Origin of the sequence: Treponema denticola ATCC 35405 (genome assembly GCF_000008185.1) — a bacterium.
GTDB classification, from domain to species: domain Bacteria; phylum Spirochaetota; class Spirochaetia; order Treponematales; family Treponemataceae; genus Treponema_B; species Treponema_B denticola.
In genome coordinates, this window is record NC_002967.9 from 2,405,260 (window position 1) to 2,427,798 (window position 22,539).

The 22,539-nt window shown below is 35.9% G+C and carries 25 protein-coding genes; 14 read left to right on the forward strand and 11 right to left on the reverse strand.

Going from position 1 to position 22,539, the window contains the following annotated elements; all coding sequences use genetic code 11:
- Positions 1-3: 3 nt before the first annotated feature.
- Positions 4-603, forward strand: a complete 600-nt coding sequence (gene cbiE / locus TDE_RS11210) for a precorrin-6y C5,15-methyltransferase (decarboxylating) subunit CbiE (RefSeq protein WP_002680295.1) — start codon at positions 4-6, stop codon at positions 601-603.
- Positions 590-1,153: a precorrin-6Y C5,15-methyltransferase (decarboxylating) subunit CbiT gene (gene cbiT / locus TDE_RS11215; protein WP_002680297.1), complete on the forward strand. Its 564-nt coding sequence runs from the start codon at positions 590-592 to the stop codon at positions 1,151-1,153. The genes cbiE and cbiT overlap by 14 nt, the downstream gene beginning before the upstream one ends.
- Positions 1,154-1,174: 21 nt before the next feature.
- Here the strand turns inward: cbiT and TDE_RS11220 are convergent, their stop codons facing one another.
- Both TDE_RS11220 and TDE_RS11225 read right to left on the reverse strand, forming a co-directional pair.
- Positions 1,175-1,492 carry a hypothetical protein gene (locus TDE_RS11220; RefSeq protein WP_002667688.1) on the reverse strand — a complete coding sequence of 106 codons (318 nt, stop codon included), beginning with the start codon at positions 1,490-1,492 and terminating at the stop codon, positions 1,175-1,177.
- Positions 1,492-2,364 (reverse strand): hypothetical protein, encoded by an 873-nt coding sequence (locus TDE_RS11225; protein ID WP_002680300.1) that lies wholly within the window; start codon positions 2,362-2,364, stop codon positions 1,492-1,494. Before TDE_RS11225 ends, TDE_RS11220 begins: the two co-directional genes overlap by 1 nt.
- A 235-nt stretch (positions 2,365-2,599) precedes the next feature.
- Here TDE_RS11225 and TDE_RS11230 point away from each other — a divergent pair, with 235 nt between their 5' ends.
- The 11 genes from TDE_RS11230 to TDE_RS11280 all read left to right on the forward strand — a co-directional run bounded on the left by TDE_RS11230 (position 2,600) and on the right by TDE_RS11280 (position 13,220).
- The gene (locus TDE_RS11230; RefSeq protein ID WP_002680301.1) at positions 2,600-3,538 is read left to right on the forward strand and encodes an ABC transporter ATP-binding protein; all 939 of its coding nucleotides are present in this window, start codon (positions 2,600-2,602) and stop codon (positions 3,536-3,538) included.
- An 11-nt stretch (positions 3,539-3,549) separates the two neighbouring features.
- Complete coding sequence (locus TDE_RS11235; protein WP_002680303.1) at positions 3,550-4,689, forward strand: ABC transporter permease; 1,140 nt, start codon at positions 3,550-3,552, stop codon at positions 4,687-4,689.
- Between the two features lie 10 nt (positions 4,690-4,699).
- Positions 4,700-5,863 (forward strand): ABC transporter permease, encoded by a 1,164-nt coding sequence (locus tag TDE_RS11240; RefSeq protein WP_002680305.1) that lies wholly within the window; start codon positions 4,700-4,702, stop codon positions 5,861-5,863.
- Positions 5,864-5,949: 86 nt separating this feature from the next.
- Positions 5,950-7,098 (forward strand): sensor histidine kinase, encoded by a 1,149-nt coding sequence (locus tag TDE_RS11245; RefSeq protein WP_002680308.1) that lies wholly within the window; start codon positions 5,950-5,952, stop codon positions 7,096-7,098.
- Between the two features lie 60 nt (positions 7,099-7,158).
- Positions 7,159-7,710 carry a bifunctional adenosylcobinamide kinase/adenosylcobinamide-phosphate guanylyltransferase gene (cobU, locus tag TDE_RS11250; protein WP_002680310.1) on the forward strand — a complete coding sequence of 184 codons (552 nt, stop codon included), beginning with the start codon at positions 7,159-7,161 and terminating at the stop codon, positions 7,708-7,710.
- Positions 7,707-8,489 carry an adenosylcobinamide-GDP ribazoletransferase gene (gene cobS / locus TDE_RS11255; protein ID WP_002680312.1) on the forward strand — a complete coding sequence of 261 codons (783 nt, stop codon included), beginning with the start codon at positions 7,707-7,709 and terminating at the stop codon, positions 8,487-8,489. The genes cobU and cobS overlap by 4 nt, the downstream gene beginning before the upstream one ends.
- 17 nt (positions 8,490-8,506) lie before the next feature.
- Positions 8,507-9,097, forward strand: a complete 591-nt coding sequence (locus tag TDE_RS11260; protein WP_002680314.1) for a histidine phosphatase family protein — start codon at positions 8,507-8,509, stop codon at positions 9,095-9,097.
- A gap of 82 nt (positions 9,098-9,179) precedes the next feature.
- On the forward strand, positions 9,180-10,286 hold the full coding sequence (locus TDE_RS11265) for a D-alanine--D-alanine ligase family protein (RefSeq protein WP_002680316.1): 1,107 nt from the start codon (positions 9,180-9,182) through the stop codon (positions 10,284-10,286).
- A 5-nt stretch (positions 10,287-10,291) separates the two neighbouring features.
- Positions 10,292-10,924, forward strand: a complete 633-nt coding sequence (locus tag TDE_RS11270; RefSeq protein ID WP_002675857.1) for a hypothetical protein — start codon at positions 10,292-10,294, stop codon at positions 10,922-10,924.
- Positions 10,921-12,543, forward strand: coding sequence for a 4-alpha-glucanotransferase (gene malQ / locus TDE_RS11275; protein ID WP_002680318.1), 1,623 nt, complete (start codon positions 10,921-10,923; stop codon positions 12,541-12,543). The genes TDE_RS11270 and malQ overlap by 4 nt, the downstream gene beginning before the upstream one ends.
- A 74-nt stretch (positions 12,544-12,617) precedes the next feature.
- On the forward strand, positions 12,618-13,220 hold the full coding sequence (locus tag TDE_RS11280) for an ATP-dependent Clp protease proteolytic subunit (RefSeq protein WP_002667667.1): 603 nt from the start codon (positions 12,618-12,620) through the stop codon (positions 13,218-13,220).
- Here the strand turns inward: TDE_RS11280 and cbiB are convergent.
- The 9 genes from cbiB to rpmH form a co-directional block, all read right to left on the reverse strand.
- Complete coding sequence (cbiB, locus tag TDE_RS11285; RefSeq protein ID WP_002680319.1) at positions 13,179-14,252, reverse strand: adenosylcobinamide-phosphate synthase CbiB; 1,074 nt, start codon at positions 14,250-14,252, stop codon at positions 13,179-13,181. The genes TDE_RS11280 and cbiB overlap by 42 nt on opposite strands.
- A 93-nt stretch (positions 14,253-14,345) precedes the next feature.
- On the reverse strand, positions 14,346-15,389 hold the full coding sequence (locus TDE_RS11290; RefSeq protein WP_002680320.1) for a hypothetical protein: 1,044 nt from the start codon (positions 15,387-15,389) through the stop codon (positions 14,346-14,348).
- Between the two features lie 23 nt (positions 15,390-15,412).
- Positions 15,413-16,492 carry a peptidylprolyl isomerase gene (locus tag TDE_RS11295; protein WP_002680321.1) on the reverse strand — a complete coding sequence of 360 codons (1,080 nt, stop codon included), beginning with the start codon at positions 16,490-16,492 and terminating at the stop codon, positions 15,413-15,415.
- An 11-nt stretch (positions 16,493-16,503) separates the two neighbouring features.
- Positions 16,504-17,361 carry a DUF6675 family protein gene (locus TDE_RS11300; protein WP_002680323.1) on the reverse strand — a complete coding sequence of 286 codons (858 nt, stop codon included), beginning with the start codon at positions 17,359-17,361 and terminating at the stop codon, positions 16,504-16,506.
- Between the two features lie 213 nt (positions 17,362-17,574).
- Positions 17,575-18,285: an RNA-binding cell elongation regulator Jag/EloR gene (jag, locus tag TDE_RS11305; protein WP_002667657.1), complete on the reverse strand. Its 711-nt coding sequence runs from the start codon at positions 18,283-18,285 to the stop codon at positions 17,575-17,577.
- Positions 18,286-18,480: 195 nt separating this feature from the next.
- A complete protein-coding gene (gene yidC, locus TDE_RS11310; protein ID WP_002680325.1) occupies positions 18,481-20,229 on the reverse strand; it encodes a membrane protein insertase YidC in 1,749 nt (582 codons plus the stop codon).
- Between the two features lie 187 nt (positions 20,230-20,416).
- Positions 20,417-20,638, reverse strand: coding sequence for a membrane protein insertion efficiency factor YidD (gene yidD / locus TDE_RS11315; protein ID WP_002667653.1), 222 nt, complete (start codon positions 20,636-20,638; stop codon positions 20,417-20,419).
- Positions 20,635-20,991, reverse strand: coding sequence for a ribonuclease P protein component (gene rnpA / locus TDE_RS11320; RefSeq protein ID WP_010957225.1), 357 nt, complete (start codon positions 20,989-20,991; stop codon positions 20,635-20,637). Before rnpA ends, yidD begins: the two co-directional genes overlap by 4 nt.
- Before the next feature lie 11 nt (positions 20,992-21,002).
- Positions 21,003-21,158, reverse strand: coding sequence for a 50S ribosomal protein L34 (rpmH, locus tag TDE_RS11325; RefSeq protein WP_002667651.1), 156 nt, complete (start codon positions 21,156-21,158; stop codon positions 21,003-21,005).
- Between the two features lie 228 nt (positions 21,159-21,386).
- Between rpmH and TDE_RS11330 the strand changes: the two genes are divergently transcribed.
- Entirely contained in the window at positions 21,387-22,523 is a 1,137-nt protein-coding gene (locus tag TDE_RS11330) for an L-threonine 3-dehydrogenase (protein ID WP_002680329.1), read from the forward strand.
- Positions 22,524-22,539: the final 16 nt, after the last annotated feature.

The window sequence follows — 22,539 nt, forward strand, 5'->3', positions numbered from 1 at the left end:
ATTATGCCTTTAACGGTCGCCGGGGCAGGACCCGGAAATATAGAACTTTTAACCCAAGAGGCTATACGTGCAATCAAAGATGCCGACATAGTTGCAGGCTTTGAGCGTATAGCTTCCGATGTCAGGCCGATAAGGAATGACGTAAAAACTCTAAAGGGAATTTCAGAAATTCTTGATCTACCTATAGAGACAAAAAAAGTTTTAGTCCTTGCCTCAGGCGACCCCTGTTTTTTCGGAATTACCGAATTCATCAAAAATAAAAACATAAAAATAGAAAAAGTAATAACCGGCATATCTTCAATGCAATATTTTATGGCTAAAATTCAAAAACAGTGGCAGACCCTGCCCTTTTATTCCTTTCACGGAAGAGAAACAGACTTTACGGAAATGCACAGCAAGGATAGCTTTTTTATTCTTACCGATAAGACAAACAATCCCGACATAATTTCGGCAAGACTAAAAGAAGAAGGCTTTAAAGGAAGACTTTTTGTAGGCTATAATCTTTCATATCCGGATGAATCGATTGAAGAATATACCATAGGCGATAAAATTATAGTAAAATCTTTTTTAAATACGGTATTGGTTCAAAATGAAAAATATTAAAGATTCCGAATTTATCAGAGGCGAAGTGCCGATGACCAAATTCAACATAAGAAGCCTATCTATCGCTCATCTTCAAATAGAAAAAGGAGATAAGCTTTTGGATATAGGCGGAGGCACGGGTTCCGTTTCGGTTGAGGCAGCCTTGCAGGGAGCAGATGTTTTAACAGTTGAATTCGATAAAACGGCTTATGCACTCATAAAAGAAAACGCAAAAAAATTCGGAGTCAAAATAAATCTTATTTTAGGGAAAGCACCCGAAGCTCTTTTAGCGGCTGAGTATAAGGATTTACAGTTCGATAAGTGTTTTATAGGCGGAAGCGGCGGCGAATTAAAAAATATTTTTGATTATCTGGAAAGCCATTTAAAAAAAGGCGGGATAATTTGCGCTAATTTTATTCTTATAAAAAATTTAAACGAATTTTTAGAACTCCTCGAAAAATACGGATATACCGAAATTGAGGCCGATCTTATTCAAACCGCATCAATGGGAAGGACCGGTCTTTTTAAGGGAGAAAATCCCATCTACATTGTAAGAGCTTGTAAAAGCTAAACTTTCAAAACCAAATCGGAATTAAAAAATCCTCTCGCGTAAAAACACACAAAAGCTCGCAATAAAAAAAACTATTGGCGCATTTTCAAAAATTATGGAAAGCAAAGGAAGACTTCCGATAGTAAAAAATTTGGTATTTATAAAACCGAAATATGTAAGCGTATCGGTTAAAATCGAAATATACATCAAAAACATACCAAGCACAAAAAGAATCATAGAAAGCCTCTTGGTTTTGCTCCATACTATAATTGCGAAAAAAACGGCAACCGCTCCTAAAAACAATTTTGTAAATAATAAAATAGGATAACCTTCCGATAAAAATTTAACTAAATCATTCATTATTTAATCCTTACGTTTTGTGTTTGAGTTTTAAGAAAATTCTCAAGCTCGGTGTATACCCTTATTTTCGGCAATATCGACGGAATAGTAAAATCAGGAGACAAAAGAATATGAGAGTCTAAGGCAGCCTTAAAAAAGCACTCATATTTTTCTTCATTCAACTTTGAAAAAAGATAGGGACCTTCCATATTCCAAAAATGGGAGCATAGTTCCGTTACCCTTTTATAAGATTTTATGTTTTTTGCAAGCTGCTGTTTTTTATTTTTCCCTCGGGCCGAATTTATCAATTCTTCATCAGAAAGCCTATTCTCGAGTTCTCGCAGGTTAATGAGTCTTATCAAGTCAAAAAAAGCCTTAGCTAAAACTTCTTTTTCGGCAGCAGAAACTGCACATGATAAAATAGGAAGATCATCTTTAGAAACCGCAATTTTTATTGAAGTGCAAAACGGGGGATTTACAAAAAAGACTTTTTTTTTCTTTAAATTTTCAGATGAGGGCAAAAAAGGCTTCCAAGTATTTTCCATAATATAAGAGTCAAGAGCGGTTTTATTATTTTCTATTTCCAAAAACGAAAAAGCCTTGCTCCATTCCGAAAGAAGGTAAAAATGAGGATGTTCCGGAAAAAGGGAATTTAAGGCTTTTTTAAGCCTGTAATCGCCTGAAGAAGGCAGGAAGGCATTTAAGCCCTTATCTATACTTTGTTTAAAAATTAATGGAGCCTGATTTTCCCTTCTGCCCAAAATTGACATTCCTCCGTCAAGATACATATCCAAAAGTCTTATATTTTTTTCGGTATAAAGATAAAAACCCCGTGCTCTTTTTACATTCCCGTATCGGTTTCTTATTTCATCATAAAAATTCATCATGTTCATTTTCGCAAAAAAAAGCCCTTTATACAAGAGCCTATGGCAGAAAAATTATTTATGGGCATTTCTAAAAAACTGAAGTTTTTATAGGTTACTTTATAGAATTCCTTTAAAAATTTTCGATTTTTAGGGGCAATCATTACTATTTTCCCTATAAAAAATGACTTTCGGCACTTTTATTTTAAGCAAAATCGATTAAAATTGAGGCATATCAATCAAAAAAACTTTTTGGAGGTGTTTTATGAAAATATTGGAAGTTAAGGATGTATCAAAAAAATACGGAAAAAAACAGGTTCTTTCCGGCGTTTCTTTTGATATTGAAGAAGGCGATATCTTCGGTTTAATCGGTCCTAACGGAGCCGGAAAATCCACCCTGATAAATATAATAACCGGAATATTGGATCCGTTAAACGGAGAGGTACTTATAGGCGGGCACAGTATCAAAAAAAAGCCGATAGAAGCAAAGAAGCTCATAGGCCTCGTCCCTCAAGAACTTGCCTTATCGGAGGATATATCGGCAATCGACAACCTCAATTTTTTTGCAAGCCTATACGGCCTTTCAGGAAAAAAATTAAAAGAGGCTGTAAATGAGGCCTTGGAAGTGGTCGGCTTAACCGAAAAGAAAAAAGAAAAAGTGAAAAAATTTTCAGGCGGAATGAAAAGAAGACTGAACCTTGCTGCAGCCATTATGCATAAACCCCGTCTTTTAATTTTAGATGAGCCCACGGTAGGCATTGATCCTCAGTCAAGGAACAATATCTTTGAATATCTGCGCAAAGTAAATTCACAAGATAAAACTACAATTCTTTATACCTCCCACTATATGGAAGAGGTCGAAGAACTTTGCAAAAATATCTTTGTAATCGATGAAGGAAGAGAGATTGCCTACGGCTCCCTTAATTCCGTAAAAGAAAAGGCCAACGGAACAGTAACCATCGAAATAAAAGCGGACAACATAAATGAAGACCTAATAGAAAAAATCCGTCTTTTGGATGGGGCCTTAAATGTAGAGAAAGAAGCAAATACCTTGAATATCCTTTATGAACGAAGCAAGGTCAATCTTGATGAGCTTATTAAAATTTTGCAAACATCAGGAGCCGTAATCAAGGCCATACAAATAAATGAGCTGAATTTAGGCGAGGTATTTTTACAGCTTACAGGAAAAAAATTACGTGAGTAGGAGAATTATAAATGAAAGCATTTTTAAAAATTACGCTTATAGCGATAAAAGATAACTTTATTACCTTTATTTTAGTCTACCTCTGTCTTCCGATTTTTTTTGTAGGCTATAACGGTTTTTTACAAAAAGATAAATTTAAAGCTGAAACTAATGAAAAGACCATTTCTGTTTTTTTAGATGATGAAGATAAGACTTTCTTATCGGAACAACTAATCAGTACTTTAAATTCAAGCTCTTTAAAAGATTTTATACAAATTGAAGATGAAACAAATGCCAAATATAAAATCAAAATTCCTAAAGGTTACCAAACCGCAGTTGAAGAAAACAAAGAGTTTGATATTTTAATTATCGGTAAAGAGAAGTCTTCTGCATCAATTACTTTTTTATCGAACATAATTAAAAACATAAGCAGTTCCATTAACGGGAATTATAAAATGGCTAAGGCGATTACAGCTTCCGGTCAATCTAAAGAACTTATGGATAAGTATCTTAATATTCAAAAAGAAAGCTCAAAACCTATAGGGAAAATTTTTATGCATCCCGCCCTGCATAGTATGTCAAGTTATGAAGCCTATGCAATATCCATAAGCATCTTTTTATTTTTTATGTTTGTTATGGAAATTCTTAATCCCACATATAAGAAAAAAGCTGCCGGTCTTACCCTGCGTATTAACTCGATGCCTAAAAAGGCTGCTTATATCTTTAATGCCCAAATAATAAGTCTGGCCTTAAAAGTATTTGTTGCTATAACAATTTATCTTTTGATCTTTAGATTGTTAAGAGTTTCTTTTATGGGTAACCCCATTCTTCTTCTTATATACGCTGCAAGTTTTTCCCTTGTAACCGGATGCATTGCATGTTCATTAGTAAGTATTAACAAACAAGAACTTGTATATACAATAGTTATAATCATATTTTTTGTATTCGTAGTTTTGGGAACAGTTCTCTTTTCAATTCCAAATGAAAACAAAATTGCAAAACTATTTTTAAAATGTAACGTTTCACAAATTATAACAAACCCTCTTAGGAATATTGTTGTAGAAAATTCTTTTGGAGGAATGATAGGCAGTTTGCTCATAATGCTCACTTTTGGTGCAGTATTTTATACTCTGGGTTTACTGATGGCAAGTTTTAAAAAAACAAAAATTTAAGGAGTATGATATGAAGGAATTCGTAAGTTTATGTTTAGCACAGCTAAAAAGAATATTAAAAAATATAACAAATGCCAGTATGTTGATTATTTTCCCTTTTGCGATGATAATTCTTATTTTTGTAATAAGATTTGTTCTTGATCCGAAAGATACCGATAATTCGGAAACTAAAAAGACCGATTATACCGTTCAAATGGGTGAGGTAAACTATTTTGTCGATGATACGGGAGATTTATGGAAAAACTTTTTTGCCGGTTCCGAATCTACAGTTCATCCTGAAAATAGAGAAGAGGAATTAGCAAAGGTTAAGGAAAAACTTGCAACCGGAAAAATACCCGGTCTTATAATTATACCCAAAGATTTTTCCGAAAAAATTTCAAAAAATGAAAAACCGGAACTTGAAATTTTAAAAACGGAAGAAAGCATTATTCTTGACAATAGAGTCCAAGCACTCAATTTAAGTATAAATGCTTATCTCATGGATAATTTTATTAAAAGTTCTGGTCTAGCCGAAAATGGAGAAAACCTTTTAAACAACAATATAAATATTGTATTTAAAACACCGAACAATAAAAATATTATAAGTTTAGGCTTAAAGATAATGACCTTAGTTGTATTGTATATGATTATTTTCGGCTCAACAGCGATTGTAACCGACTTAATAAAATTTAGGGAAACAAAGATGTTGGCACGTGCAATAATAAGCCCAAACTCCGAATTTAAAATAGTGGGAAGCTTTTTATTAGCCTTTGTCTTTATCCAGGTGGTAGTAAATATGATAGTCTTTATTTCTGCGACAATAATATTTAAATTAGAAATTACGGGACTTCCATTGATATTCTTAGCCGTGGTTTCAACAAGTTTTTTTGCTCTGTCCATAGCTATTTTAATAGCGAGAATTTTTAAAAAAGAATCTCAACTGGCTCTTGCTTCGAATATAACAAGCCTTCTTACAATAGTTTTATTTTTCCTTGCTATTATTTCTGTAATGCCCTTTGTTTCAATTCCGCCTGTGTTTAAAAACATTTCAATGTTTTCGCCCCTATATTGGCTGTTGGAAATGCTGGATAAAGAAAAACTTTTTCCAAACATATTGATAGTCTGGGCGATGACTGCCGCTATTTTTACAGCCGGAAGCTGGAAAATAAAAGAGTTTAACAACGAAATAAATTAAAATCAATTTAAAGGAGGCAGCTTCTGCCTCCTTTTTTTGGGGTAAAAACCTTGCAAAAACTTAATTATTATAATATAATCGGCTTTATGAAAAATAAGTTTTTTATTTTTATTCATTATTTTTTAATAGCATCAAGTCTCATCCAAATAAGTGTAACCGGAGATAGGATTACAGGAATTCAGTTTTTATTATATCTTTGTTTTATTATATTATTTAATCTTAGGCTATTTTATATAAATAATAAAACTCTTTTTTTTATTCTTTGTTTAGCCGATTGGGCTCTTTGTTTTTTTCTATATATTACAGGTCTTACAATTCCCTTCCTCTTATTTTTAATTCCCTTGATAGACGGTTTTTATTATAATTCAAAGCCGTATACCTACATATTGGGAATAATAGGACTTGCAGTCTGTATATTTTCACTAAAAAATTTTGATATGGGAATAATCATAAACTATACGGCTCTTTTTATTTTAAGCGGAGGAGTTTTAGAATATTTTAAACTAAATCAAAATAAAATTATTTCTTCCCAAAACAAAATAGAAGAATTAAATATTCAAAAAGAAGAGCTGTTAAATTCCATTCATGATTTGGAAATCTACAATGAGTCGATAGAAGACCTTATGACCTTAAAAGAAAGAAACCGCATCTCCAGAGAAATACATGACAGCGTAGGACACGGACTTTCTACAATGATTATTCAGCTAAATGCACTCTATGCTGCTGCAAAGAACAACAACAATGATTTACCTCAAAAAATCTTAGATTTAAATGCCTTTGCTAAAAAGAATTTAGAAGAAGTAAGGTTTGCCTTGAGAGAATTAAAACCGGTAGATTATAATAAGTATGAAATAATAATCCTAGTCCACAATCTGATAGGGGAATTTAAAAAAATGACAAATATCAATGTACAGTTTACTTTTTCAAAAGATATTTGGAGTTTAAACGAAAAACAAAGTCATGCAGTATATAAGGCTGTTCAGGAATTTCTATCCAATTCTGCAAAGTACAGCAATGCTTCGAAAATTACAATTCACTTTTCTTATACCGAAGCCTCTTTAATAGTTACTATGAAGGACAATGGAGACGGCTGTACCGACATCAAAAAAGGAATCGGCTTAAAAGCTATCGAAGAAAGAGTAAAGGAAACGGACGGAACGGTTTATTATGAAAGTCTCCCTGCCGTAAAAGGCTTTTTTATGCGTTTGGCATTTTTTCAAAATAAGGCTCTTTAAAATCGGTGGTCAGCTTCTTTACCCTCTTACCATTTTCCTTTTTTTTGATATAATTATCTTATGATAACACTTATAACCGGCGGATCGAGGAGCGGAAAATCGGCCTATGCCGAAAAACTTTTAGACGGAATAAATGATGTTGTCTATATAGCAACCGCTGAAATCTATGATGATGAAATGCAGGAAAGAGTAAAAAGGCATATCAAAAGACGCAACCCAAAGTGGCGTACCTATGAAGGCTTCTTAAACTTAGAAAAAGCCGTCAACGGAGAAAAATACTATTTACTTGACTGCATAACAAATTTAATTTCTCGAATTCTTTTTCAAATAACAGGAGAAAAAGAAAAGCCCAGTGAAGAGGAGATTCAAAAGACAATAGATACTTCATTAACTCAAATCAAGAATCTTATTTTAGAAATAAAAAAAATAAACGGCTCCTTAATTCTTGTAACCAATGAGGTCGGTTCTTCTATTGTACCGATGCATCCCGTATCAAGAGCTTTTTCGGATATTCAAGGAATAGTAAATGCAAAAATCGCCGAGCTTGCAGATGAGGTTGTTCTCTGCGTTTGCGGCCTACCTATAAAAATCAAAGACGGAGCATCAATATGAAAGGTTTTATTTTAGCCTTGCAGTTTTTTACCCGCATCCCCATCAACATAAACATAGACTTTAACGAAAAAAACATTAAAAGAGCTTTTTATTTTTTACCTCTTATAGGAGGGCTTATTGCAGGGCTTGTTCTTATCCCCATCTATTTTCTTCCGCAAAAATATATTGAAATATCCGGATTTATAAGTTTGCTCCTCTATTTATTTTTAACAGGCAGCATTCACCTTGATGGAGTCGGAGACACTATAGACGGTTTTTTTTCTGCAAGAAAAAAAGAAAAAATATTGGAAATTATGCAGGATCCGAGAATAGGAACATACGGAACAATAGGGCTTAATGTTTTTTTGCTTCTCAGATACATAAACTATTCTACCATAATACCTGATGCAGGCCTGCTCATACTAGCCGGAATAATTTCGAGGCTTTCAGGTTTGGCAGTTGTAGTTTTTTCAAAACCTGCAAAGGATACGGGCCTTGGCCTGCTCTTCCATAAGTCGGCATCAAAGTTTAGTTTTTTCTTTTGGCTGGTCCTCGTATGTTTCCTTTCCCTTTTTACGCCTGAGATAGCAGCTTTTTCAAAAATACAAGGAACTTTTATTTTGGTAGAGCGATTAAAATATTTACTTCTTCCCTTAACTGCATTTATTCTAACATTTATAATAATAAGAATTTCATATAAAAAAATAGGCGGCATCACAGGAGATGTAAACGGCCTCATTGTAGAATTAACGGAACTGGCAGTTTTAAGCACAAGTTTTTTTATAAACGTCCATTTATAAAAATCCAAGGATAAAATATGAAAATAGTTTTGATAAGACACGGAATTACTGTAACAAACAAAAAAAGAATTTTTAGTTTCGACGACAGTCTCTTGGCGGAAGAAGCCTATCCCATGCTTGACGGTTTAAAGCCCAAACTAAAGGATTTTTCTTCTTTTAAAGTTTATTCAAGCCCATTCAAAAGAGCCTTACAAACAGCTGAATATTTAGGTCTTAAAAATATTCAAACCGATAAGAGACTCCAAGAATATAACTTCGGTATTTTTAAGGGCTTAACATTTGAAGAAGCTCAAACAAAATATCCTATTGAAGCAAAAAACTGGATCGAGAACAATGACAGCTCAGCCCCGCCTGAAGGCGAAACATCCTTTGAACATTTTAAGAGAACTTCCGACTTTTTAGAAGAAGCAGCCTTAAAAGATGAAAACATAATCATCGTAACTCACTACGGCACAATAACAATGGCTCTTGCATGGGCCTTGGATAATTTTTCTTTAAGAAATAAATTTGCCCCTAAAAATTCTACAATCAGCATATTAGAAGTTTTTTTATCGGATAACAAAAATGAAATTACTCATAAAGGCATTGAAGTTTTTAATGGCTTTTAACAATCACATCTGATTGAAAATTTTATAAAATAATGATAGAATGAATTTTAAGGTTAGTTTATAAAGGCTATCAGGAGTAGATATGAATATAGCAATCATTTACGGCGGAAAGTCAAGCGAACATGAGGTTTCCCTACAGTCGGCATCATCGATTATAAGGACAATAGATAAAAAGCACAAACTTCACCTAATCGGTATTTCCAAAAACGGAGCATGGTATTTACATGGAGATGAAGAAAGAGAAAGGATTATAAAAAACGAAAAGGCCGTTTTAAAAATAAAAAAAGATGAGGCAAAGCGAGTAACCGTAATTCCCGGAGGCGGCGCAAAAAAAGGTTTAAAAGCAGGAGACGAGTTTTTACCGACTGATGCGGTCTTTGCCGTTTTACACGGAAGATTCGGAGAAGACGGCACAATTCAAGGTCTTTTTGAAATGGCCGACCTACCCTATGTAGGGGGCGATGTAATGTCCACAAGCATCTCGATGGATAAGGAAAAAACCAAGATGATTTGGGATTATTCGGGCCTTCCCATTGTACCCTATATAGCAATCAAAAGGCAGGACTGGGATGATCCTGAAAAGAAAAAAGCAATCTTAGCAAGGGCCGAAAAGGACTTGGAATATCCTCTCTTTATAAAACCGTGCAGGGCAGGAAGCTCCGTAGGCGCCGGAATGGTAAAAAACAGAAACGAACTTTTAGAGCAGGCAGAAGAATCTTTTTTATGGGATAATAAAATTTTAGTCGAAGCATGTATTGAGGCCAGAGAAGTAGAATGTTCGGTTACGGGAAACACAAAAACTGTTGCCTACATTCCGGGAGAAATAATTCCGACCCATAAATTTTATGACTACGAAGCAAAATACACGGATCCGAACGGAGCCGAATTAAAGATTCCGGCCGATTTAAATGAAACTCAAAGAAAGACAATCAGAGAAACCGCTATCAAGGCCTATGAAGCCTTGGATCTATCAGGCCTTTCCCGCGTGGATTTTTTTATCGACAAAAGAACCGGCAAGATATACTTAAACGAGGTAAACACTATTCCGGGCTTTACCGCGATTTCGATGTTCCCTAAAATGTGCGGAGCTTCGGGTCTTCCATATAACGAGCTTATAATGCACTTAATAGAGCTTGCAATAGATAGATTTAAGACAGACAGAAAACTCAAAACCTGCCGTCAATCTTAACTAGAATGATGATAAAAAAGAAAAAAGAAATATTTTTTTTAAACATAATTTTTATTTTTCTACTCATTCTATTTATTTTTATGCCGGTAATTTTACCCAAAAATTATTTCATGGCTATTGGTTTTAATATAAGTTTTTATATAATCTTTCAAATAATAAGTTTTGCCTTATATTCTTTTTATTATAAAGAGGATAAGGCAAATATAAAAAGCCTTATAGCCGGTGTAAAAGAAAATTTTATAGAAGCTTTAATTATATCTGTAATAAAATTATCGATTATATCGGCATTGATTTTTTTATTAAGATATTTTTTAAAACTAAAAACCATTACGGGATATTTTTTTTCAGTATTCATTCTTTTTATTTTTTTTATTTTTGAGCTTTCTCTTTTTTGGTATCCTGCAATAATCGGTCTTCAAAAAAAGAAGAAAGGAATAATCTGCAACTTAAAAAAATCCTTTTATCTTTTTTTTGAAAATTCTTTTTTTACATATAAAATTTTATTCTTCAGTACCTTAAAATTACTTATTTCATTCCCCACCCTATTTATATTTCCGGGAATTGCGGGAATTATATTTTACATAGCAGAAAATTATAAACTGATAAATTATAAACCAACAATGGAGAAAAATAAATGAAAAGAAGTTCAGGTATTATTTTACATCCCACCTCGTTACCTAATGATGAAGGCATAGGGACAATCGGTAAAGAGGCTTTTGCCTTTATCGATTGGTTAAAAAAAACAAGAACGGGAGTTTGGCAGATGCTTCCGATTGGCCCCACCGGTTATGGAGACTCACCCTACGCTTCTTTTTCGGCCTTTGCAGGAAACCCTTATCTTATAAGTCTTCAAGATCTTTATGAAAAAGGCTTTTTAGAAAAAAGAGATTTTACCGAATACAAAAAAATCGTACAAGAAAATACTGATCCTAAAAGAGCGGATTTCGGTTTAATCCATTACCATAAAACAAAAATGTTAAAAAAAGCGGCAGCATCTTTATTGCACAAAATGGAAAGAGACTCATCTTCAAAAGAAGAACTTGAAAATTTCTACCAAGAAGAAAGTTTTTGGCTGGACGGATATGCAGCCTTTATGACAATTAAAGAAGACTATGAAGAAAGACTAGATAAAGAAAATTTAGTGCAAGGAATCTGGAATGAAGTTTGGCCCAAGGAGCTTGCCTTAAATAAAAAAGATAAGATAAAAGAATTTCTAGGCAAACACTCCGAAGAATATGAAACCCAAAAGATTATACAGTTTTTCTTTTTTTCGCAATGGAAAAAATTAAAAGAATACGCTGAAAAAAACGGTATACAACTTATAGGAGATATTCCGATATTTGCGGCAATGGATTCAGCCGATGTTTGGCAAAATCAAAGCTTATTTTTACTGGACAAAGAAGCTACACCTAAAGCCGTCGCCGGTGTACCTCCCGACTTTTTTAGCCCTACGGGACAGCTTTGGGGCAACCCTCTTTATGACTGGGCTAAGATGAAAAAGGACAGCTACCTATGGTGGAAGGCCCGCATAAGACATACCCTAAAACTATTCGACATAATACGCCTCGACCATTTTAGAGGCTTTGAAGCCTTTTGGGCTATCCCCCAAGGTGCAAAAACTGCTCAAGAAGGAAAATGGGTGAAAGGCCCTGACCATCATTTTTTTGAAGAAATACAAAAGGATCTGATTTCATTGGATGAAAAATACAGGGGCGAGCTTCCTATACTAACTGAAGACTTGGGAGTTATAACCCCTGAAGTTGCCCGCCTACGAGATGATTTTAATTTCCCGACGATGAAGATATTGCAATTTGCCTTTGACTTAAACGAATTAAAATCGGAAAATCTGACTAATCCTTATCTGCCTCATAACCACAAAAAAAACTGTGCCGTATATACCGGTTCCCACGATAACGACACAATCATGGGTTGGCTTGAAGGTTCTTCCGATGAGATGCTGAAATTTATTTATACCTATCTTTATGGAAAAAAAGCGGATAAAAGAATTTGCTCCATTTTAAACACTTATGAATTTAAAAAAGAATTAGCCTCCGAAATAATCCGAAAAGCGTTTTCTTCCGTGGCGGATTTTGCAGCCGTGCAGATGCAGGACCTTTTGTTTTTAAATTCTGAAGCAAGAATGAATGCACCTTCAACAGTCGGAAAAAACTGGCAATGGAGAGTAACCGGGTCTTATGAAAACTGCGAGATGACCGAAAAATTGGAGCTTTGGAATGTTTTGTACAATAGGGTTTAAAAAATTACCCCCTGTACAATAGTTTAAATTTTTTGTATATTAGTTTTGTGAACGAAAAAATTTTAGGAGCTTACATGAACTTTATAAATGAAACTAACGAAGAGAAAAAAAATAAAACAAATGATGACGATGCTTTGATGCAAAAATTTCTTAATACACGCCAGATTATTTTGGCCGGAGAAATCAACAAAGAGCTTTCCGAAAAAATAGTACGCCAACTTTTACTCATGGAGTCCTTGTCGGCAACAAAGCCTATTTATATTTATATAGATTCCCCCGGGGGAGATGCCGATGCAGGTTTTGCAATCTTCGATATGATAAGATTTATCAAGGCCCCCGTCTACACAATAGGTATGGGCCTTGTTGCCAGCGCAGCATCCATCATACTCCTTGCTGCAAGCAAGGAGCGCCGTTTCGGTATGCCTAACAGCCACTACCTTATACATCAGCCATTGTCCGGTATAAAGGGAGTTGCAACCGAAATAGAAATACACGCCAAAGAGCTTGAAAAGATGAGGGTAAAAATAAATAAACTCATTGCAGAAGAAACAGGCACAGATGAAAAAAAGGTTGCAAAGGATACGGACAGGGATTGCTGGCTAAATGCAAAAGAATCCGTAGAATACGGTCTTATTTCAAAAATAGCTAAAAACCGAAAAGACATTCCCGAAAAATAAGAAAGCATAAAGCCCAAACATAAAAATCTCGGATGCATACATCAACTGTATGCATCTTTTTATATCTTCATCTTCAATTTCAAAAACCTCGTCCCCTATAAAGGGCTTTTCGACAAGCTCTCCACCGTAATAGTTCGGACCTCCCAGTTTTAAACCTAAAAGACCGGCAGCAGCGCTTTCAGGATGAGCGGAATTGGGGCTTGAATGTTTTCTGCAATCCCGCCGCCAAATCTTAAAACCTCTTTTTATTGTCGCTAGTTTCGGAATTATTTTGTTTGAAATTCTTTTTTGTGAACCCTCTTGCGCCGGCCTTCGCAATTTACAAAAAAAAGAACCTGCAAGAATAAGCAAGGCAGAAAGGCGGGCCGGAATATAGTTTACAATATCGTCAACCTTTGCCGGAAAAAATCCCAAGTCGGCATATTTTTCATTTTTATAGCCGAGCATAGAATCCATGGTATTTACAGCCTTATAAGCTATACCGCCTGCCGGGCCTAAAAGCATCATAAAGAACAATGGAGCTATAACCCCGTCACTTGTATTCTCGGCTATGGTCTCAACACAGGCACGGCTTACTCCCTTTTCATCCAAAGGCTCGGCATCCCTGCCTACAATATTTGCAATCTGCTTTCTTCCCTCTTCAAGACTCATCTGCAAGGCCGTAAAAACTTTTATAGATTCTTTTTGAAGACAGCGGGCTGCAAGACATGTATAACTGATCCATACCGAAAAAACAAAGTATAAAATCTTGTAAGGATATAATAATTTTAAAAAGAAAAAAACAAGACAAAAGCTGAGACTAACATTGAAAATGACAATCAAAAAACCGGCAAACTTTAAACCTCTCGGAGAACTAAAACAAAACCGTGCAAGGACTTTTTCTTTTTTTATAAGGCTACCGATAAATTTTACGGGATGAGGAAAAGAATAAGGATCGCCCAAAATAAAATCAAGAATTATTGCACAGAATAAAATAAAAAAATTAATGTGTGAAAAAACAAAATCGGAAAAGCTTAAAAAATTAAAATTCATTTTGACTATAGATCTTAAGTCTAATATAGAACTAATCTAAAATAAAACCGTCCGGCCTTTTAAAGCCAAGACGGTTTTCGCTAAACAAAAAACTTATTTTTCTTCAAGATATGAAGCTTGAACCCAGCCTTTTTTTTGTTTATTTTGTACATAGTACCATTCGGTCTGAGGAGAACTATCGTCATTACCACCGACAATATTAACAAAGACAACCTTTTTTGAAGCATAAAGAATGGTATCGGCTTTTACGGATGCCAATACTCTTGGTTCACCTTCTGAAGACGGAATACTCAAAAGATCTATATCTTCTTTTGCAGTGAATTTCTTGTCAATTTTTTCGGTTACAAGCTTCTTTAAAAAAGCAGCCTCTGCATCCAGGACTTGAGCAAGATTTTGTAAAATTGCTATATCATCACTATATCTCGAATCCATTTCAATAGCGTTTTGAAACAGCTCTGCCCTGCTTGTTTCACTTTGAGTTTCCATTGCAATTTGTGCAAGAACCATTGCTGCTACATTTTCTTTTTGAAATTCGACAGTATCTCTTTTGGCATACTTTTCTTTTACGATCCACGAAGTTACCAGTTCAGGGCAATAAGCTGCAATCTTTACAAATTTCTGGTTAGAGCTGTTTAAACTGTCTTTATAAACGGCAACAATAAAATACTGAGGTATGATTTCATCCGTAACTGCCGTTAAAGAATCCGATTTGTATAAAACCGTATCTGCAGCAGAAATAAATCCTGCAATCGTATTAGGCTCATAACAATAGTCCTGAATCCAATATTCCTTATCTTTTAAAGAAATATGGAAGAATTCCCGCTTTTGGCCGTCAGTCCTCTGAGCTTCCTTTTTCTCGCCAAGATAAATAGCAACATCGCCCAATGAAGCTTCTGCCGTCCATTTCATTTTGCCGTCATTCGTTTCGGTATAAAGTCCTGCACGGTGCACATAGATAACTCCGTCTTCATTTACTTCAGCCATTGATTCTTTAGGAGAATCTTTTTCCATTGAATCCATGGACTCAGGGTTTTCAGATTCGGATTTTGAAGTTACGTCTTCCTTTGTACAAGAAGCAAAAGCAAAGAACGAAACACACAACAGTAAAACAAATTTTCTAACAAAATTTACTTTCATAAACAACTCCTTATTTTTTTATGTTATTTTATATTTAACAATTCAAGTTCAAAAACTAAGTAAGCATTCGGGGGAATAACTCCGCCTGCACCTGCTTCACCGTAAGCAAGATGAGGAGGAATAATGATAATTCGTTTTTCACCCAAAGTCATTTTTGCCGATTGGGAATCAAAGCCCGGAATAACACGGCCAAGTCCCACAGGAAATTCTAAAGGCTTATGCATATCGGAATCATCAAAGACCTTTCCGTTTTCCAAAAGGGAACCCTTGTATTTCATAGTTAAGGTTTGCCCTTGCTTAGGCGTATCTCCCTTACCTTGTTTTACAACAAAGGAATATACACCGTCATCATCAAGCTTTGCAGGAGAATATTTCGTTTTAATCAAATCTTCCATTTTTTTTGCAAAAGCTTCAGCTCTGCGTTTTTCGCTTTCCTTAGTTTCGGCAAGGTATTTATAAAAGGCCTCTTGATCGGTTTTAAAAGCCTTTGCTTCATTTCCTGTTCTTATAATTTTAACGGTTTTAATTTTGTTGCCTTGTTGAATTGAATCTACAACATTTTGACCTTCAACAACTCGTCCGAAAATCGTGTGCTTACCGTCAAGCCAAGGAGTTTCAACATGGGTAATAAAAAACTGTGAACCGTTAGTTCCGGGACCTGCATTTGCCATAGACAAAACACCAGGGCCGTCATGCTTTAAATCCTCTACAATCTCATCAGGAAATCTATAACCTGGGCCGCCTGAACCTGTACCGGTAGGATCTCCGCCCTGAATCATAAAGTCGGCTATTACCCTGTGAAAGGTGAGTCCGTCATAAAATGGTTTCCCCTTAGCGGCATCAAGGGTTCCTTCAGCCAATCCTACAAAATTACATACCGTTAAAGGGGTCTCTTTGTAAAAAAGCTTTAGGACAATCAACCCTTTATCGGTATCGATAGCAGCATAGAGCCCATCTTCTTTTAAAGCTTCTATATTCTTTAAATTATTCATATTTTTATCTCCTTTTTCCGAACCGGAATTTGTTATTATAATAGCAGCAGCAGTTCCCGCAACTAAAATCATAAACGCAATTGCAATAATCATAATCCATAATTTTTTCATTTTATCTTTCCTTAATTATCAGAATTATTCTTTTTTTTGGCACTATATTCGATACCTTTTTCGGCACATTTATATTCATCCATAAACCAATTATACACGGCCGTCAACCGTGAAGAAAAAGCTCTTTTTACTCTGCCGCCTATAAAAGGTATTGTAGGAAATTTTGCGGTACTTAAACAATGGATTAAAATATAATCATCAAGATCATATACAGCTAAAGATAAAGCCATCGCATCAGGCTGGAGAGAAATAAGGCTCATATCCGGATGTGTAATCTTCTGTGTATTTACACATACCATACCAATATCTCTGCCTTCTTTTAAATATCGATATTTATAAATAAAATCTCCGAAGGTTGCATCGATGTGCCGAGCAAGAATTTCCAAGCCGTCAAAGCCCTCATTTAAAGGATCATCTATACGCTCATAAACAAGGCCGTCTGAAGTTTTTACTTCTTTTACTGCATGTGATGTCAGATAAAGAGTCCTCATTTCCTGATAAGTGTTTGAAAAGTATTCAATACCTTCAAGCCCGGAAATATGACGCAATATTTTAGACACATCAGGATTATTGGGGCCTTCCTTTTTGTACAAAGATATAAACTCACCTAAAAAAACAGGCTTTTTTTTCGACAATAAAGAAGTCATTTTTTCCGAAAGAGCTGAAACGGGCAGCATTTCGGGGTTCATGTTTGAAGCCCCGTATTTTAACTTAAGTATTTCTTTTTTTTGAACAAGCTCGGCTGCTACCTTTGGATCAAGAATATCCGAGAGTCTCTGCTCAATATTGCGTGTATCTACGCCGTTAGCTGAAAAAATCGGGAACAGGCAGACTGCAAAAAATATGAATAGCGTTTTAATTTTTTTCATAAAAAACTCCCATAAAAACTTTTTGTAGCAAATAGCAATTTGCGAAAAAAGTTTTTTCACGCAGTTTGTTTACAAACTGCATACAATAATGCGACGTTTGCCGAAAGGCAAACTCGGCAGATAAACAGTGAGGCTGAATTTCTGCCGAACTGTTTATCGCACCCCCTAAAATTCATGGTTTCCCTCTGCGGGGATTGAGTCCGCCTGCTATACTTATATACCTTTATAGAACACACGAACCTGCTTATATAAACCATCTCCCTCACTTTTGGTTTCAATATCGTTTACGGCATTTAAAGTTGTGTGTATAATTCTGCGCTCATATGGATTAAGAGGCTCTAAAAGCTGAGATTTCTTTGTCATGCGGACCTTATCGGCTACATCATAAGCCATTCGGATAAGCAGCTCCTCTCTTCTTATTCTATAGCTTTCACAATCTACCGACACCCTGGCATAGGCATGGCCTATGGTACCGGCATATACATTTGCCAAAAGCTGTATAGAGTCAAGATTTTTACCCTTCTTACCTATAAGCATGGCAGCATCTTTAGAGTTAATTCTATAAGAAAAATGTTTTTTATCGCAAGCGATTAATGAAACGGAGCAGTCATAACCTATTTTTTCAACGAGGGTCTGAATAAAGAGCCTTGTCTTTTCCGCTCCTTCCGAAACATCTTCAGAGGTTCTTAAATCCTTATCTTCTTTAAGGGTTTGCTCTTCTTCAGCCTGTTCGGAATTATTTTTCATGTTAGCCCTTAAAGACTCATCAACATGCACCCGTATCTTTGCATGACCTTTTTTAAACAAAGAATTTTTTTGAATTTCTAAAATTTCAACATCAAACTGATCTTTTTCAAGACCGAGCTTAGCTACCGCAATATCAATAGCCTCCCGCTCCGTCTTTCCTTCAAATTCATATATCATATCTATTCTCCCATAAAAACTTTTTGCAAGGATTATCAAATCATGAAAAAAGTTTTTTCCGTGCTTTTGCAACGAAGTGAAAAAGCACATATAATAATACGATGTTTGCCTGAAAGGCAAACTCGAAGATAAACAGCGAGGCAGAATTCCTGCCGAACTGTTTATCGTATCTCCTAGTACTAAAATAATTATCCTTTATTTCTTCATGGACTTATTGATTATAAGCTGCTGTAAAAGCATCAAAATATTGGAAAAGGTCCAGAACAATAAGAGCCCCGAAGGAGCATTATAAAAAAGAAAGAAGAAGAACAAAGGCATAAAATAAATCATTATCTTCATAGAAGGGTTTTGCTGAGACTGCCCCGGAGTTTGCGTCAGCTTACCGTGCAAAAGCTGAGAAGCGGTATAAATGATGGGAAGCAATCTTAAATCCGTCCAATTTAAAAACGGAATAGTAAAACCGAATTTCAAAATACTGTCACCCACCGACAGGTCAGGAATCCAGCCGGGAATAAAACTTGCCCCTCTAAATTCGAAATAATTATTGAATAATCCGAACATCGCAAATAAGAATGGAAGCTGGATAAGAAGAGGCAGACAGCCTGATGCAGGATTATAACCTGCTTCTTTATAGAACTTGACCATCTCTGCGTTGAGCTTTTGAGGATTATTTTTGTACTTTTGCTGCAGCTCATTAATCTGAGGCTGAAGCTCCTGCATACGCTTTGTGGCTTCCGAGCTTTTTTTGGTAAGCGGGAAAAAGATTATACGCATTAAAAGAGTAAGTAATAGAAGGGCTACACCCCAGTTAGGAATAATTTTATAAAAAATTTCCATCACGAATTTTAAAACTCTTTCCAAGGGAGCTAAAAAGCCGCTTGATGCAGCAAGGCTGTCTATTCTTAAATTTTCGTAACCGTAATTATTGGCTGCTGCAGAATTATAAGAGTTTAATATCTTTTCGGAACTCGGTCCTATGTAGACCCTGTATTGGTCATAGGCTGCATTTCCCACAATCGGCTGCCGTGAAATAAAAAACTGGGAATTGTGAAGTTTTGCTCCTTCTTCCTTTATCCCTGAAAAAAACATCTTTTGAATGGGGTCTTTGGGTATAATGATAAAGGAAAAGTACTTGCCTGAAACGCTTACCCATGAAGCTAAATCGTTTACAGCCTTTGTTTTTCCGTCTGTAATGCTGCGGTCTTCCTTTTTCTTTTCATTTGCAAAATAAGAAAGGGCTCTGTATTCGTATTTATCGTTTACCTTATCCCATTCAGGGCCGATCTGAGGAGCACTTCGTAAAGTATAAGCGCTGTCCCCGAAAGAAAGTCCCCTCATTCCCTCTTTTCCGTCAATAGTAACCTCAAGGGTAAACATATAATCGCCGGGGATAAAGGTATAGCGTTTTGCAAGAGTAAAAACGGTTTCCGAACCGTCCGTATTTTTTAGCTTTATGTCCCGATAAAAGCCTATCTGCTTTCTCCCGTCGGAAAGACTTTCTTCTTTTACATTAAAAAGTAAATCGACAGCTTGAGCATCATGACCGCCTAAAGCCAAAGAAAGAGCCCGGTTCCTTTCGGTAACATTTTCTATCATTTCAACACGCTCATCGCTTCCTGCTGAAGCATGTTCCTTTAATTTATAAGAAATAATATCTCCGCCCTTGTTTGTAAAAACAGCACGGATAATATCGGTCTCAATAACATAGGTTTGTTCTCTTGAAGGATAGTCCGAATCTGCAACAGCCTCAATCATCGAATTTGAAATTTGATTTGAAGAAGTTTGAACGGCAATTTCAGATGAAGTCGGATTTTGCCCCTGAGCCTGAGCAACAGGTTTTTGGGGAACATTATATTCGGTAGGGAAGTATTTTTGCTGGATATACAGCCACCCTCCGAAAACAAGCATTGATAGCACAACGGCCAAAACAGTATTTTTTTTCAATTGTAACTCCAATAAAAACTTTTTGCAGCAAATATCAATTTGCGAAAAAAGTTTTTTCAAGTAGTTTTGCTTTTGCAAAACTACATACAATAATGCGATGTTTTGTGCTTTGCACAAAACTCGAAGATAAACAGTGAGGTAGTATTTCTACCGAGCTGTTTATCATAACTCTTATAGGTTAATCATTTTAAGGAACAGGATCGTATCCTCCCTTACACAAAGGATTACACCTCAAAATCCTAAGTAAAGCCATACCGGCACCTTTAAATGGTCCGTATTTTTTTATGCTTTCGATAGCATATTGCGAGCAAGTAGGTTCATACCTGCAGCTAGGCGGGAAATGAGGAGAAATAGCCTTTTGATAAAAGATTATACAAGCACACAAAAAACTTACTAAAAGTTTTCTCATAAAGCCTCATCATTATACATTTTCGCTTTTAAAAAGAGGGCGGTAAGTTGTTCTAAACGAAGAGAATAAGAATCCTTTTCTGAAAAAACCAGCAGGATAATGTCGTTTCCCGTTTTTAACCTATGTTTTATATGTCTATAGGCCTCTTTTGATATTCTCCGAGACCTGTTCCGCATCACTGCGGAACCGAAACCTCGTCGAAAAGTACATAAGAATCGATTGTACTCCAATCCATTAGGCAGGATTAACAAACTAACTCCGTTTAAGCTAAGTTTAAGACCTTTTTGAAATACGGCCTTAATACATGACCGATCCCTTAACCGTTCTTCACCGGAAAATGTAAAATTACTCACTCAAGAGAAACTTAGAACGGTTTTTTTTCGTCGGAAGCTGAAAGCTTGCGTCTGCCCTTTGCTCTGCGGCGGCTTAAAACAGCACGACCGCCCTTTGTTTTCATAAGTGCACGGAATCCGAAGCGTCGAACCCGCTTTGTTTTACTTGGTTGATATGTCCGTTTCATAAACTAGACTCCTTATATTATAGAGCGGGAAACCCCGCTCAAAGATTTCAATACAATCCTGTTAAGGACAATACACATTAAAGATTGTGGATTATATCAATAAAAGGGATAAAAGTCAAGAGTATAAGAAAAGTAAGTTTTTAACATCTAGTACATAAAATAAAAATATGATAAAATTAAAAATAGATTTTTTAGCAGGAATACATACTGCAAAAAAAAGGAGATAGTATGACTAAAAGAAAAATTTTGGTTACCGGTTCACTCGGACAGATCGGAAGTGAATTGGTTATGTTTTTAAGAAAAGAGTACGGAAACGACAATGTTATAGCTTCCGATATCGAAAAAAAAGATGTACCCAAGGTTATCGGAAGCGGTCCCTTTGAAAAGCTCGATGTCCTTGACGGCAAAAAAACTCTTGAGGTTTGCAAAAAATATAAGGTCAACACGATCATCCACCTTGCAGCCCTTCTTTCAGCCGTTGCCGAAAAAAATCCTCAATTAGCCTATCAGATTAACCTTACAGGTTTACACAATATGTTGGAACTTTCACGAGAACAAAAATATTCTCTTTTTGTACCCAGCTCAATCGCAGCCTTCGGCCCCTCGACCCCTGCCGATAAGACTCCGCAGGATACAATTCAGAGGCCTACCTCAATGTACGGTGTTACAAAGGTTGCCGGAGAACTTTTGTGCGATTACTATCACCAAAAATTCGGCGTAGACACAAGAGGTGTACGCTTCCCCGGCCTTATCTCCTATGAGGCCCTCCCCGGCGGCGGAACAACCGACTATGCCGTTCATATCTACTATGAAGCCTTAAAAAAAGGAGCCTATACTTCCTTTATCAAAAAAGGAACCCTTATGGACATGATGTACATGCCCGATGCATTAAACGCTATCTTTAAACTTCTTGAAGCAGACCCTGCAAAATTAAAACACAGAAACGCCTTTAATATCACGGCTATGAGCTTTGCTCCCGAAACGATAGCTGCAGAAATCAAAAAGCATATACCCAAATTTAAGATGAGCTATGATGTCGATCCCGTACGTCAGGCTATAGCAGATTCTTGGCCTAACTCCCTCGATGATTCTTGTGCCAAAAAAGAATGGGGTTGGAAGCCCAAGTACAACCTTGAAAGCATGACAAAGGATATGCTCGAAAAATTGAGCGAAAAACTCGGAATCGAGCTTCCGAATGCAAAACCTGCCGCAGTAAAGGTAAGCACAGCTAAGGCTCCTGCCGCTAAAAAACCGGCAAAGTCTGCGAAGCCTACTAAAACAGTGAAGCCGGCAGAAAAGGCTCCCAAGGCAGCAGCAAAGAAACCGGCAGCCAAACCTTCTAAGGGAACTGAAAAAAAGAAGTAAACCTTGACTTTTAAAA

Coding starts and splice junctions, on each gene's coding strand:
- cbiE (WP_002680295.1), top strand. CDS start 4: ATGCCTTTAACGGTCGCCGGGGCAGGACCCGGAAATATAGAACTTTTA.
- cbiT (WP_002680297.1), top strand. CDS start 590: ATGAAAAATATTAAAGATTCCGAATTTATCAGAGGCGAAGTGCCGATG.
- TDE_RS11220 (WP_002667688.1), bottom strand. CDS start 1,492: ATGAATGATTTAGTTAAATTTTTATCGGAAGGTTATCCTATTTTATTA.
- TDE_RS11225 (WP_002680300.1), bottom strand. CDS start 2,364: ATGAACATGATGAATTTTTATGATGAAATAAGAAACCGATACGGGAAT.
- TDE_RS11230 (WP_002680301.1), top strand. CDS start 2,600: ATGAAAATATTGGAAGTTAAGGATGTATCAAAAAAATACGGAAAAAAA.
- TDE_RS11235 (WP_002680303.1), top strand. CDS start 3,550: ATGAAAGCATTTTTAAAAATTACGCTTATAGCGATAAAAGATAACTTT.
- TDE_RS11240 (WP_002680305.1), top strand. CDS start 4,700: ATGAAGGAATTCGTAAGTTTATGTTTAGCACAGCTAAAAAGAATATTA.
- TDE_RS11245 (WP_002680308.1), top strand. CDS start 5,950: ATGAAAAATAAGTTTTTTATTTTTATTCATTATTTTTTAATAGCATCA.
- cobU (WP_002680310.1), top strand. CDS start 7,159: ATGATAACACTTATAACCGGCGGATCGAGGAGCGGAAAATCGGCCTAT.
- cobS (WP_002680312.1), top strand. CDS start 7,707: ATGAAAGGTTTTATTTTAGCCTTGCAGTTTTTTACCCGCATCCCCATC.
- TDE_RS11260 (WP_002680314.1), top strand. CDS start 8,507: ATGAAAATAGTTTTGATAAGACACGGAATTACTGTAACAAACAAAAAA.
- TDE_RS11265 (WP_002680316.1), top strand. CDS start 9,180: ATGAATATAGCAATCATTTACGGCGGAAAGTCAAGCGAACATGAGGTT.
- TDE_RS11270 (WP_002675857.1), top strand. CDS start 10,292: ATGATGATAAAAAAGAAAAAAGAAATATTTTTTTTAAACATAATTTTT.
- malQ (WP_002680318.1), top strand. CDS start 10,921: ATGAAAAGAAGTTCAGGTATTATTTTACATCCCACCTCGTTACCTAAT.
- TDE_RS11280 (WP_002667667.1), top strand. CDS start 12,618: ATGAACTTTATAAATGAAACTAACGAAGAGAAAAAAAATAAAACAAAT.
- cbiB (WP_002680319.1), bottom strand. CDS start 14,252: ATGAATTTTAATTTTTTAAGCTTTTCCGATTTTGTTTTTTCACACATT.
- TDE_RS11290 (WP_002680320.1), bottom strand. CDS start 15,389: ATGAAAGTAAATTTTGTTAGAAAATTTGTTTTACTGTTGTGTGTTTCG.
- TDE_RS11295 (WP_002680321.1), bottom strand. CDS start 16,492: ATGAAAAAATTATGGATTATGATTATTGCAATTGCGTTTATGATTTTA.
- TDE_RS11300 (WP_002680323.1), bottom strand. CDS start 17,361: ATGAAAAAAATTAAAACGCTATTCATATTTTTTGCAGTCTGCCTGTTC.
- jag (WP_002667657.1), bottom strand. CDS start 18,285: ATGATATATGAATTTGAAGGAAAGACGGAGCGGGAGGCTATTGATATT.
- yidD (WP_002667653.1), bottom strand. CDS start 20,638: ATGAGAAAACTTTTAGTAAGTTTTTTGTGTGCTTGTATAATCTTTTAT.
- rpmH (WP_002667651.1), bottom strand. CDS start 21,158: ATGAAACGGACATATCAACCAAGTAAAACAAAGCGGGTTCGACGCTTC.
- TDE_RS11330 (WP_002680329.1), top strand. CDS start 21,387: ATGACTAAAAGAAAAATTTTGGTTACCGGTTCACTCGGACAGATCGGA.